General features: G+C 71.9%; 10 protein-coding genes. 4 read left to right on the forward strand and 6 right to left on the reverse strand.

Going from position 1 to position 12,097, the window contains the following annotated elements; all coding sequences use genetic code 11:
- Window positions 1-81: 81 nt before the first annotated feature.
- The 4 genes from DEJ04_RS12025 to DEJ04_RS12040 are packed head-to-tail and all read right to left on the reverse strand — an operon-like array spanning window position 82 to window position 4,954.
- Entirely contained in the window at window positions 82-1,740 is a 1,659-nt protein-coding gene (locus DEJ04_RS12025; protein ID WP_111047205.1) for a glycoside hydrolase family 13 protein, read from the reverse strand.
- A gap of 32 nt (window positions 1,741-1,772) precedes the next feature.
- Window positions 1,773-2,687 carry a carbohydrate ABC transporter permease gene (locus DEJ04_RS12030; RefSeq protein ID WP_071405176.1) on the reverse strand — a complete coding sequence of 305 codons (915 nt, stop codon included), beginning with the start codon at window positions 2,685-2,687 and terminating at the stop codon, window positions 1,773-1,775.
- A complete protein-coding gene (locus DEJ04_RS12035) occupies window positions 2,687-3,643 on the reverse strand; it encodes a carbohydrate ABC transporter permease (protein ID WP_111047206.1) in 957 nt (318 codons plus the stop codon). The genes DEJ04_RS12030 and DEJ04_RS12035 overlap by 1 nt, the downstream gene beginning before the upstream one ends.
- Before the next feature lie 12 nt (window positions 3,644-3,655).
- Window positions 3,656-4,954: an ABC transporter substrate-binding protein gene (locus DEJ04_RS12040; protein ID WP_110865282.1), complete on the reverse strand. Its 1,299-nt coding sequence runs from the start codon at window positions 4,952-4,954 to the stop codon at window positions 3,656-3,658.
- A gap of 132 nt (window positions 4,955-5,086) precedes the next feature.
- Between DEJ04_RS12040 and DEJ04_RS12045 the strand changes: the two genes are divergently transcribed.
- A complete protein-coding gene (locus DEJ04_RS12045) occupies window positions 5,087-6,316 on the forward strand; it encodes an ROK family protein (RefSeq protein WP_111047207.1) in 1,230 nt (409 codons plus the stop codon).
- Here the strand turns inward: DEJ04_RS12045 and DEJ04_RS12050 are convergent.
- Complete coding sequence (locus DEJ04_RS12050) at window positions 6,228-6,920, reverse strand: CoA pyrophosphatase (protein ID WP_258371370.1); 693 nt, start codon at window positions 6,918-6,920, stop codon at window positions 6,228-6,230. The genes DEJ04_RS12045 and DEJ04_RS12050 overlap by 89 nt on opposite strands.
- 183 nt (window positions 6,921-7,103) lie before the next feature.
- Here DEJ04_RS12050 and DEJ04_RS12055 point away from each other — a divergent pair, with 183 nt between their 5' ends.
- Genes DEJ04_RS12055 through DEJ04_RS12065 form a run of 3 tightly spaced genes read left to right on the forward strand, consistent with a single transcriptional unit; the run spans window position 7,104 to window position 11,502 of the window.
- Window positions 7,104-8,435: an esterase family protein gene (locus DEJ04_RS12055; protein ID WP_111047208.1), complete on the forward strand. Its 1,332-nt coding sequence runs from the start codon at window positions 7,104-7,106 to the stop codon at window positions 8,433-8,435.
- Between the two features lie 35 nt (window positions 8,436-8,470).
- A complete protein-coding gene (locus tag DEJ04_RS12060; RefSeq protein ID WP_111047209.1) occupies window positions 8,471-10,930 on the forward strand; it encodes a bifunctional lysylphosphatidylglycerol flippase/synthetase MprF in 2,460 nt (819 codons plus the stop codon).
- A gap of 38 nt (window positions 10,931-10,968) precedes the next feature.
- Window positions 10,969-11,502: a hypothetical protein gene (locus DEJ04_RS12065; RefSeq protein WP_111047210.1), complete on the forward strand. Its 534-nt coding sequence runs from the start codon at window positions 10,969-10,971 to the stop codon at window positions 11,500-11,502.
- A 191-nt stretch (window positions 11,503-11,693) separates the two neighbouring features.
- Here the strand turns inward: DEJ04_RS12065 and DEJ04_RS12070 are convergent, their stop codons facing one another.
- The gene (locus tag DEJ04_RS12070) at window positions 11,694-12,053 is read right to left on the reverse strand and encodes a hypothetical protein (protein WP_111047211.1); all 360 of its coding nucleotides are present in this window, start codon (window positions 12,051-12,053) and stop codon (window positions 11,694-11,696) included.
- Window positions 12,054-12,097: the final 44 nt, after the last annotated feature.

The following is a 12,097-nucleotide window of genomic DNA, read 5'->3' on the forward strand; positions in this document are numbered from 1 at the left end:
AGACGACGGACGGGAGGCGCGGTGCCAGCTGGCACCGCGCCTCCCGTCCGTCGTCCGGTCGCGCCCAGGGCGCGGGTCGCGTCAGGAACGCAACCAGGCCGTCCCCACGCCCGACAGGGCGCCGTCGACCACGGGGGCCGAGGCGAGCAGCAGCTCGCCGGCCGGCAGCGCGAAGGGCTCGTCGCCGAAGACCGTCACGCTCGTCCAGCCGTTCGGCCGACGGAACGCGAGCACGTCGTCACGGCCGGTCTCGATCCACTCGAGCTGTTCCTCGGACTGCAGCTGGCCACGCAGGCCGAGCGCCTTCCGGTACAGGTTGAGCGTGGAGTCGGGGTCGGCGTCCTCGGCCTCGACGCTGGAGTCGGCGAACCACGCCGGCTGCGGCAGGTGCGAGCCGTCCGGACCGAAGCCGAACGACGAGCCGGTGCGCGTCCACGGGATCGGCACGCGGCAGCCGTCACGACCGACGTCGACGCCCGGGTTGCGGAAGAACGCCGGGTCCTGGCGGTCGGCGTCGGGGATGTCGCCGACCTCGTGCAGGCCGAGCTCCTCGCCCTGGTACAGGTAGGCGGAGCCGGGCAGGGCGAGCTCGAGCAGCGTCGCGGCCTGTGCGCGACGCAGGCCGAGCGACCGGTCGAGCGCGTCCTGCGAGCCACCGGCGAGCAGCCACGCGCTGCCCTGCTTGTCGGTGCCGCCGGCGCGGGGCGGCAGGGCGTAGCGGGTGGCGTGCCGGACGACGTCGTGGTTCGAGAACACCCACGTGGTCGACGAGCCGGACTGCTCGGCGAGGCCGAGGTTGAACTCGATGATGGTGCGGAACTGGCCGGCGTCGAAGTCAGCCTCGAGCAGGTCGAAGTTGAACGCCTGACCGAGCCCCTCGGCGCTGGCGTAGCGGGCGCGGCGGTGCGCGGGGACCCAGGCCTCGGCGACCGCGGTGCGGGCCGGCGTGTACTCGTTGAAGACCGTCCGCCACTCGGCGTAGATCTCGTGCACGTCGTCGCGGTCCCAGAGCGGGTGCGTGCCGTCCTTCGGCATCTCGGCGAGCTCGGCCCAGGTGGGCAGGGTCTCGCCCAGGTCCTTCGCCAGGCCGTGGGCCACGTCGATGCGGAACCCGTCGACGCCGCGGTCGGACCAGAAGCGCAGGGTGTGCAGGAAGTCGTCGCGGACCTCGCGGTTCGCCCAGTTCAGGTCGGGCTGCTCCTTCGCGAAGCTGTGCAGGTACCACTGGCCGTCGCCGACGGCGGTCCAGGCCGGGCCGCCGAAGATCGAGATCCAGTCGGCGGGGGCTTCCTCGCCGGACGGTCCGCTGCCGTCGCGGAACACGTAGCGGTCGCGGGCGGGGGAGCCCTTGGGTGCTGCGAGTGCCTCGCGGAACCACTCGTGCCGGTCGCTCGTGTGGTTCGGGACGACGTCGACGATCACCCGGATGCCGGCGGCGTGCAGTGCCTCGACCATCCGGTCGAAGTCGTCGAGGGTGCCGAGGCGCGGGTCGACGTCGCGGTAGTCGTCGACGTCGTAGCCGCCGTCGGCCAGGGCGGACGGGTAGAAGGGGCTGAGCCAGACGGCCTCGATGCCGAGCGAGGCCAGGTAGGGCACCCGCTCGGTGATGCCGGGCAGGTCGCCGATGCCGTCGCCGTTCGCGTCGGCGAACGAGCGGGGGTAGATCTGGTAGACGCTGGCCTGGCGCCACCAGGTCTCGTCGTGCGAGGTGGTGGCGGGCTGGGCGAGGGTGTCGGTCACGTCGGGCCTTTCGTTCGAGGGGTGTGTGTCGGTCACTTGATGGCGCCCTGGGTCACGCCGGCCATCACCCACCGCTGGGTGACGAGGTAGACGATGATCGCCGGGGCCATCGCCATCAGGTACGAGGCGAACGACACGTTGTAGTTGTTGCTGAACTGCGTCTGGAACATCTGCTGCAGCACCGGCAGGGTCTGCAGCGCCGGATCGGAGGTGATCAGCGACGGCATCACGAAGTCGTTCCAGGACGCGAGGAACGCGAAGATGCCGACGGTGGCGCTCATCGGTGCCAGCAGCGGGAACACGAGTCGCCAGAACACCTGCCCCGTGCTCGCACCGTCGATGCGTGCACTCTCCTCCAGCTCCGCCGGGATCGACCGCAGGAAGGCCGTGAAGAGCAGCACGCTGAAGGACAGCTGGAACATGACGTGCAGGATCGCGACGCCGAGCGGGTTGTCCAGGTGCGCGAGCCCGGTGAGCTTCACCTGCGACAGTGCGAGCACCGGGAACGGCAGGAACATCGCCGCGAGCAGGTAGAAGAACGACCAGCGGAAGAGCCGTCGGTCCCAGTTCCGGGCGATCGCGTAGGCCGTGAACGAGGCGAGCAGGATCGTGCCGACGACGGTGATCGCGGCGACGAACACCGAGACCCCGAACGCACGCGGGAAGTCGGTCAGCTGCCACGCCTGCACGAAGCCGTCGACGCTGAACGGTGCCGGCAGTGAGAACGCGTTGCCGTCGACCGCCTGGCCGGTGGTCTTGAACGCCATCGTCAGGGTGACGTACAGCGGCACGAGCACCGACAGCGCACACAGCACGAGGACGACGGTGACGGGCCAGTTGGAACGACCGCGGCCGGCCTTGCCCGAGCCGGAGGACCGGTCGGCGTCGACGGAACGGATGCTGCCGGTGGCGGTGGTCCCCGGTCGCAGGGGTGCTTGCAGGGACATCAGAGCGCTGCCTTCCCGCGGGTCGCCCGCAGCTGGATCACGGCGATGACGACCGCGATGACGAAGAAGATCGTGGCGTTCGCCATCTGGTAGGCGTAGTCGCCGCCGTTGAAGCCCTTGAAGATCGACATCGCGACACTGGTGGTCGAGGTGCCGGGGCCGCCGTCGGTCAAGCCGACGATGATGTCGTACGAGTTCAGGAAGTTCTTGAACCCGATGACCAGGTTGATCAGGATGTAGCCCGCCGTCAGCGGTGCGGTGATCGAGACGAGCTGCCGCCACGCGCTGGCACCGTCGAGGGCGGCCGCCTCGTACACCTCGCCGGGGATCGAGAGGACGCCGGCGATGTAGATGAGGAGCGTCGACGGGATCGCCTGCCAGGCGGTGACGACGACGATCGCCAGCCAGGCCAGGTCGGGGTTCGCCAGGATGCTCTGCTCGAGCGGCCCGAAGCCGATCGCGGTGGCGAAGGCCGGCAGGCTGTTCGCGAACAGGAACGAGAACACGTAGGCGATGACGATGCCCGAGATCACCATCGGCAGCACGAACACCGCACGCAGCGCGATCTTGCCGCGGATCTTCGACGTCAGCGCGATGGCGAGCAGGAACGCGATCGCGTTCACGACGATCACGGTGACGAGTGAGAAGCCGAGCGTGAACAGGTACGCCTGCAGGATCGCGGGGTCGGAGAACACCGCGATGTAGTTGGTGAGCCCGGTGAAGCGGAACTCGCCGAAGCCGACGGAGTTCGTGAAGCTCAGCACGATGCCCATCACGGCCGGCAGCGTGATGGCGAGCGTGAAGAGCACCAGGGTGGGCAGCAGGAACGCCAGGAAGAGCGGGTCGACGCGGGGCTTGCGTCGTCCGTCCCGTCGTCCGGCCTGGAGGCCCGGTGCGGCCCCGCGACGGCGGCGGCGGTCCGCCGTCGTGATGGATTCGGTGGTCGTGGTTGCCATTCGGACGTCTCCTTACGCGGCCGTGCGGAGCGCGAGACGCGCCCAGTCGGCGTCGAGGGTGCGGAGCTGGCGCTGCGGGTCGCCGCCGAAGGCGATCGACTGCGCGTAGTTCGCGACCGGGATCTCGGCGGGGATGAGCTGCGAGGCGCCGAGGTAGAAGGCTGCGTCGTCGTAGTACGACTGCATGCCACGGAGGGCGGGGTTCGACGCCGGGGGAGCGTCCTTGCGCACGCCGAAGCCGTTGTTGTCCGCGTTGTACTTGTCGTTGACCTGCTTGGTCATCAGGAACGACAGGAACTCGCGGGCGGCCTCCTGCTTGCGCGACGCCTCCGGGATCCAGAGCGCCAGGTCGACGTTCACGCGGACCTTGCGGTCGGCCGGGTCGTCGGTGACGGGGAGCGGGAAGGTGCCGAGGTCCATGTCCTTCGTGGTCTTGGCGATCTCGCCGAGGGCCCACGGCCCCTGCAGGTACATGCCCGCCTTGCCCTGGGCGAAGGCGAGGTTGCCGTCGCCGTACCCGCGGCTCGCGGCGCCGTCCTGGTGCCAGGCGCGGAGCTGCACCATGCGCTCCATCGGCTTCCGCAGGTCGCGCTCGAACGAGACGGCGGATCCCTTGCCGACGTTCGTGCCCTCGCGCCGGAGTGCCTCGAAGGTCGCCGGGGTGTCGATCATGCCGCCGATCGAGTAGTCGAACATGCCCTGGGCGATCGTCCAGTTGTCCTTGAACGTGCCGTAGATCGGCGCGATCCCGGCCTTGGTCAGGCGCTCGCACACGTCGGCGAACTCGCTCCACGTCGTCGGGACCTCGAGCCCCTGCTGCGCGAAGAGCGCCTTGTTGTAGATCACCGACGCCGCCGTCACCGAGTACGGCAGGGCGCTCTTCCGGCCGGGGTAGTCGGCGGTCTGCTCCATGAGCGGCCACAGGTCGGGGTTGATGGTGTCGGCCTGCGGCAGGTCGGACAGGTCGGTCAGCGCGCCGTGCTCGACGAACGGCACGACCGAGAAGTTGTAGTTCCAGCAGCCGAGGTCCGGCGGCCGGTTCCGCACGAAGTTCGCGGACATGCTCGAGGTCGAGTCGCGCACGACCCGGACCTTCGACTGGCTCTGGTGGAACTGCGCGATGACGTCGTCGAAGTAGCCGATGACCTCGGGCTTCGACACGTAGAACGTGATGGTCTCCGGCTTGGCGCTCGAGGACCCGATCGGGGCGCATCCGGCGAGCGCGAGGCCCGCCCCGATGCCGCCCGCTCCCAGCAGGAACCCGCGTCGGCTGACCGATGCTGCGCTCCTGGCGGTGGCGTGTGCTTGCACGTCGTCTCCGTCCGTCCGGACCCGGCGTCCCTGCCGTTCCGTCCCGCGAGCGGCTCCGATGCTGCCCGCGGAACTAAATGTAGCGAGAAAATCTAATTCCGCAAGGAACTCGTCGCGCGATAGGGTCACGACATGCCGCCACCCCGTGGAACGAGCGCAGAGACGCTGCTCGCGTACGCCTTCGACTCGTCCGCGTTCACCGCGACCGAGGCGATCGACGCCACCGGCCTGACCCGGTCGACCGTGCTCGGGGCGGCCGAGGAGCTCGTGCGGCTCGGCTGGCTCCGCGAACTCGACGATGCCCGGGCCGCGGGGGAGTACCGGATGGGACGCCCCGCCCGCCGCTACGAGCTCGACCCGGTCGCCGGGGTCGTCGTCGGTGTGGACGCCGGCCAGCACCGGGTCACCGCCTTCGTCGCCGACCTGCGCGGCACGGTGCTCGGTCGCGCCGAGGGGTCGCTCGGAGAATCAGGCCTCGACGTGCCCGTTCGACTCGGGGTCCTCGCCGACACCGTGGCCGCCGCCCTCGCCTCGGCCGACGTCGACCGCACCCGGGTCCTGGTCACGGTCGTGGGCATCCCGGCGCCGGTCGACGCCGCCGGGGCCTCGCCCGACGACGGCGGCTTCTGGGTCCGGATGAACCCGGGGTTCGCCGACGCCGTGCCGGACGGGCGGGTGCTCGTCGAGAACGACGCGAACCTCGCCGCGCTCGCCGAGCGGCCGTCCTCGGGTGACGCCTCGTTCGCGGCGCTGCTGTCCGGCGAACGCTTCGGCGCGGGCCTCGTCGTCGATGGGGTCCTGCTGCGCGGTGCCCACGGTGGTGCCGGGGAGATGCGGGTGCTCGAACTCGTCGAGGGTGTCGGCTCCTCCGACGGCATCGGCGCGGTCGCCCGCACCTTCGTGGCCGACGCCGTCGTCGCGGGGCACATCCCCGCGGACGCCGCGCTCGCCGCTGACGCCGCCCTGGTGTTCGAGGCCGCACGGAGCGGTGATCCGGTCGCGCGCACGATCGTCGACCGTCTGGGGGACCGCCTGGCCCGGGTCTGCATCCTGCTCGCGAGCCTGCTCGACATCGACCGCGTGGTGGTCGCCGGCGCGATCGCCCAGCCCGCGGTCGCCGTGATCGACCGTGCGCGCGAGCTGCTCGCGAAAGGGCACTTCGACCCGGTGCCGGAACTCGTCGCGTCGTCGCTCGGGGCCGACGTCGTCGTCATCGGGGCCGTGGCCCACGCGGTCGACGCGGTGCGGGCCGACCCGCTGTCGTTCCCGGTGCTCAGTCGGGCAGCGGCACCTCGAGGCTCCGGTCCCACGGTTCCGTCCAGCCGAGTCGGTCGAACAGTGCATCCAGCAGCATCGCGGTGAAGCCCCACACCAGGTGCTCGTCCCCGTCGGCCTCGATGGTGAACGCCGGTCCGCGCCACTCCTGACCACTGCGGCGGATCACGGTCACGCCGCGGTTCGCCGGGTCGAGCAGGTCGGCCACGGGGACCCGGAACACCGCCGCCGACTCGTGCTCGTCGACGACGCGGATCGGTGAGGGGTCGCGCCACCAGCCGATGACGGGCCGGACCAGGTGGTTCGAGAACGCCAGGGGCACGGCTGGCAGGGCGCCGAGCACCTCGACGCCAGCGGGGTCGAGCCCCGTCTCCTCCTGTGCCTCGCGGAGGGCGGCGGCGACGGCGTCCGCGTCACCGGGGTCGATGCGTCCACCGGGGAACGCGACCTCGCCGGCGTGCGCGCGCAGGGTCGTGGCCCGGGCGAGGAGCAGGACGTCGAGGTCCCGCGGGACACCGGGCGCTGCCGCCGGTCGGTCGCTCGGCGTGTGGTCGAGCGCGCCGAACAGCATCAGGACCGCGGCCCGACGTGGTGAGGCCGTGCCGCCGGGTTCGACGAGCGGCCCACCGTCACCCCAGCCGTCCGCTGCGACCGCCGCGAGTGCAGCCCGTACCGATCCGTCGTGCGTCACCCGTTCACCCTAGGTGCGCGCCACCGAGCGGCCCCGCGGCAGCGTCGCACCGGACGCCTCACTGGGCGTTGTTCGAGTGCCGCCTGAGAGCCGCACAGGTGGGAACTGTGCGAACCGGAAGCGCCTCGGTGCCCCGTTCGCAGCGGGCCGCCGCCACGATTGCACCGTCCGCCGGGAGGCCCCATGTTCCACGATCTGCTCCGACCCCTGTTCCACGTCGCCGTCGTCGCGCCGACCGTGCTCGTCCCGGTCGACGTCGCCGCGGGGCTCCTCACCGTCGCCGCGCTGCTGCCGGCGTTCGGTCGTCACTCCCGGCATCCGGTCCGGGGCCTGCTCTGGCGACTCGGCGCCGTGGCCGTCGGCGCCGCGATCGGGCTGGTCGCGGTGTGGTGGTTCGGGGACGTGCAGGACCTGTACGGGGTGTCGTTCACCCCGATCACCCGGATGTGGGTGGCCCTTGCCTTCGGTGGAGTCGGGCTCCTCGTCGTGACGGTCGTCCAGGGCGGCTGGCTCCGCCGCGTGCTCGGCGTGCTCGCGGCGGTGGCGGTGGCCCTGGCCGCCGTCCTCGGCGTCAACGTCGACTTCGGGGCGTACCGCACCATCGAGCAGGCCGTGACGACCGATCCGTACCCGTCGGGTCCGCTGGGACACGAGACGGGGGTGGGGCGCGCCTCCAGTCCGGTGGTGGACCCGGCCACTTGGCGGGCGCCCGCCGACATGCCGCGACGCGGGAAGGTGCTCTCGGTCACCATCCCGTCGACCGTCTCCCACTTCCACGCACGGCCGGCGGTGGTGTACCTGCCGCCGGCCGCCCTGACCGAGCGACCACCGACCCTGCCGGTCGTGATCAGCCTGGCCGGGCAACCCGGGCAGCCGAGCGACATGTTCCAGGCCGGTCGGCTCGGCGCGGTGATGGACGCGTTCGCCGAGGCCCACCACGGACTCGCCCCGATCGTCGTCGCGCCGGATCAACTCGGGGCACCGGACCGGAACCCGATGTGCGTCGACTCGTCCCTCGGCCGTTCCGCGACGTACATCATGACCGACACCACGAACTGGATCCGGCAGCACCTGCGCGTCGGGGCAGCGCCCTCGGCCTGGGGCATCGTCGGGTTCTCGCAGGGAGCCACGTGTGCCATGCAGTTCTCCACCGCACACCCGGACGTGTTCGGCACGACCTTCGCGATCTCAAGCGAGCTGGCACCCCTGAACGGCTCCGTCCAGCACAGCATCCGGTACGGGTTCGGCGGCTCGGCCTCGCGGTACGCCGCGGCGGCACCACGGGCGATCATGCGGGCGCACGGGCCGTACCCCGGGCACCTGACGGTGTTCGCCTACGGCGGTGAGGACGCCCCCTACGTCGCCTCGACCACCGCGCTCCGCACGGCTGCGGAGGCCGCCGGCATGCGGACCCGGCTGTTCGTGTCCGAGGGCTCCGCCCATGACTGGAACACCGTCCGCTACGCCCTGCGCGTCGGGATGCCCGGCGTCATCGCGCACCTGGGCCTGCGGTGAGCGCGGCCCTCGCGTGGGCGCATCCGAGACGGCTCGTGCCGGCAGCCCGTCGGTACCCGCTGACGAGCGTGGTCTCCGCCCTGACGATCGTCGCCGGCATCGCCGCCGTGGTGCTCCGATGCCTCGGCACGAAGGACGGTCGCACGCCCGACACGCTCGGCGGGACGATGGGCCCGCTCGGCGTGGTCGCGGTGACGAGCAGCGTCGTCGGGTTCCTCGTCACCTTCGTCGCCGTCGTGGTCTGCACCGCGGCGTCCGAACGGCTGCTCGGCTGGCGGCGCACCCTGCTCGCGATGGTCGTCACGACCGTGGTGGGGACGGGGCTCGGCGCCCTGCTGCAGCTGTTCGACGGCGCCCCGGCGAACCGCGGCTTCCTCGTGCACCTGGGACACGTCGGCCCCTGGACCTGGATCGTCGGGACCATCGTCACCGCGAGCGCGTTCGCCGGCGCGCTGTGGCGACGCCGGATCCGGGTGGTGTCGATCGCCGTCGTCGCGGCACTGCTGCTCTACGCCGGACACGCGTCCGACCTGCACGCTGCGCTCGCCCTGGTCGTCGGCCTGGTGCTCGGCCGCGTGCTGCGACGGTCGCCGGTGCGGAGCGGCTGGACCCGGAGCTCCTCACGCGAGACCCGGGTGCTGCTGGTGGCCGCGGTGACCGTGTCGGCCGTCGGGCCCGTCCTCGCGCTCGTCACCGGTGCCCAGTTCGGGCTGCTCGCCCCGCTCGCCGTGGTGCTCGACACCGGGCCGACCGGACGGATGCCGCACTGTTCGGTGACCGGGGTGACCGCCAGCTGCGTCCGGGCGCTCGCCGAGGTGCACCCGCACGGCCTGTTCCACTCGCTGCTGGCCGTGATGCCGCTCGTGGTCCTGGCGGTCGGCGCCGTGGGACTCCGGCGGGGGAGCCGGTTCGCACTGTGGCTCGTCGCGACCGTCGACCTGGTCTCCGGCGTCGCGACCGCCGTCTCCTACGGGGTGCTGCCCGAACGCCACCACGCCGTCGTGCAGCGCCTGGCGTCGGACCACCTCGCGGTCTCGCTCTCGATCGCCGCGTCGGTGCTGGTGCCGATCGCGACCGCCGTGGTGCTCGTCCTGCGCCGCGCGGACTTCCCGGTCCGGACCGACCAGCGACGACTCCGGACCTTCGTCCTGACGGTCGCGGGTTCGGCCGTGGTGCTCGCGGTCGTCGTCGTCGGTGTCGCCGTGGCTTCGGGCGACAGCGTGCGCGAGCCCCTCCACCTGGCGCTCGCCGTGCTCGGCCCGATCGCCCCCGTGACCCTGCCGACGCACCTGGCGCAGGCCGACCCGGCGCTGCGGTTCGTCGTGGGTGTCTCCGGCCCGCTCCTGTGGCTCGCCGTGGCGATCGCCGCGGTCCGGCCGACCGGGGCCGGGCGCTCGGACAGCGACCTCGACGGGCAGGACGCCGCACGGGTGGCCGCTCGGGCCCTGCTGGTCGCGGGCGGGGGTGACACCTTCGGGTGGATGACCACCTGGCCCGGCAACGAGTACTGGTTCACCGAGGACGGCCGCGCCGGTGTCGCCTACCACCGCACCGGCAGCGTCGCCGTGACGACCGGTGGCCCCTTCGGACACGAGGACGCGCGGCTGGCGGCACTCGAGGGCTTCGCACGGGCCGCGGACGACCACGGCTGGACGCCCGTCTTCTACGGCATCGACGCCACCCTCGGCGCGGCACTCGCCCGACTCGGTTGGACGACGCTCCCCGTGGCCGAGGACGCCGACCTCGACCCGCGCACCTGGACGACGACGGGCAAGCGCAAGCAGGACGTCCGCACGGCCGTCAACAAGGCCGCACGATCCGGCACCACCGCGCTCTGGTCGGACTGGGCCTCGCTGCCCGGCTCGGTCACACGCCAGATCGAGGCGATCTCGGAGGAGTGGGTCGCCGAGCGCGAACTGCCCGAGATGGGGTTCACCCTGGGCGGGATCGACGAGATGCGCGACCCCGCTGTCCGGACGCTCGTCGCACTGGGCGGGGACGGCACGGTGCTCGCCGTCACCAGCTGGCTGCCCGCCTACCGCGCCGGGCAGGTGGTCGGGTGGACGCTCGACGTGATGCGCCGCGCGCCGGACGCCCCGAACGGTGTGATGGAGTTCCTGGTCGCGAGTGCGGTCGACCGGATGCGCGCCGACGGTGCCGAGCGGCTCAGCCTGTCCGCCGCCCCGCTCGCGTCGTCGGCCGAGCCGCAGGGTGCCGGCCGGAGCGGCGTCGAATCGTTCCTCGATGTCGTCGGCGGTGCGCTCGAGCCCGTCTACGGGTTCCGCTCGCTGCTGCGCTTCAAGGCGAAGTTCGGCCCCGACCTGCACCCGCTGGTGATGGCGTACCCGGACCCGGTGGCGCTGCCCACGATCGGCGTCGCGATCGTCCGTACCTACCTGCCGGGGCTGTCTCTGCGCCAGGCGGTGGCGATCGTGCGGGAGCGGCGTCCGGCGCACGGGGTCCGGGCCGAGCAGCCGGGGGAACGGGTCGGCTGACCCGGACGGTTCCCCAGCGCCGTCGGTACGTTCGGAGCATGGGAACCGAACGGGCCGACGGACCGGCCGTGGACGAGCACGATCCGTACGAACGCCGCCCCGGTTACGTCACGAGTGCCGACGGCCGGACCGACCGGATGACCTCAGACATGTTCGTGGGCATCGCGGTCGGCTTCGTCCTGGTGATGGTCTTCGGGTTCTTCCAGCTCGTCGAGTGGATCGCGATCGGAGCGGCCGTGGTCATCGGCGCGGCGGTGTGGTTGGTCCTGCGCAGCCGGCGACGGCGTGCAGATCGCCGCGCTGGTCGGTCGCCGGACGCCGTCCCGCGTGCTCGGGACCGGGCGATCGCCGAAGCGAACGGCGGTCGCCGGTTCTTCGTCGCCCAGAACCCGGTCGTCGTCATCGTGATGGGGGCGATCTTCATCGGTGTCGCGGTCGCCCCGCTGCTGTTCGGAGGATTCTCCATCGGCCGGATCGTGACCGGGGTCATCGTCGTCGCGAGCGGCGTCGTCTGCATCGTGCAGGGGATCGGCACGCTGCGGGTGCGTCGTCGGGAGCGCAGCGGGGGCTGAACCCTGGTCGTCAAGCATCTGGGGGCCGGTGGAGGTCTGCGGCTCGACGAACGGCGGCCCCGAGACCTGCCAGACCTACTGGCCCTGGGAAGCCTGACGCGTCGTCGACGCGACCACAGGGCGGACGGGAGGCGCGGTGCCAGCTGGCACCGTCCCTCCAGGCACGGCCGCCTCGGGTGGTCTTCCGGGCGTCAGGGCGAGGGCTCGCGCGACCAGTAGTCCGCTCGGACCACGAGAAGTTCGCCCTGGACCTCCGACGTCAGATTGACGACGCGGGGATCCCACAGCGTCCCGGGCAGCTTTGCGAACGGCTCGGTGCCCAACGTCGTCGACAGTTCGGACGGGCTCACTCCCGTCGGCGGCTGCACGGACACGACCGACCAGCATCCACCGGATGCGCACTCCTCGTCCTCGTGGACCACCCTGCTTCCCGCAGGCAGGGGGATCGACGACGACGTCGGCGCGTCGCCTTCCGTCGCCCCCGCGAACAGCAGTGCGGCGCGCAGACCGATGAACAGGACGGCCGCGGCAGCCAAGACCAGAACGGTCACGACGATCGCTCGTCGGGTGTCCGTCCGGTGCCTGGTCACCTCCG

The organism is Curtobacterium sp. MCLR17_044, assembly GCF_003234435.1.
GTDB lineage: Bacteria > Actinomycetota > Actinomycetes > Actinomycetales > Microbacteriaceae > Curtobacterium > Curtobacterium flaccumfaciens.

Coding starts and splice junctions, on each gene's coding strand:
- DEJ04_RS12030 (WP_071405176.1), bottom strand. CDS start 2,687: ATGTCCCTGCAAGCACCCCTGCGACCGGGGACCACCGCCACCGGCAGC.
- DEJ04_RS12055 (WP_111047208.1), top strand. CDS start 7,104: ATGTTCCACGATCTGCTCCGACCCCTGTTCCACGTCGCCGTCGTCGCG.
- DEJ04_RS12035 (WP_111047206.1), bottom strand. CDS start 3,643: ATGGCAACCACGACCACCGAATCCATCACGACGGCGGACCGCCGCCGC.
- DEJ04_RS12065 (WP_111047210.1), top strand. CDS start 10,969: ATGGGAACCGAACGGGCCGACGGACCGGCCGTGGACGAGCACGATCCG.
- DEJ04_RS12045 (WP_111047207.1), top strand. CDS start 5,087: ATGCCGCCACCCCGTGGAACGAGCGCAGAGACGCTGCTCGCGTACGCC.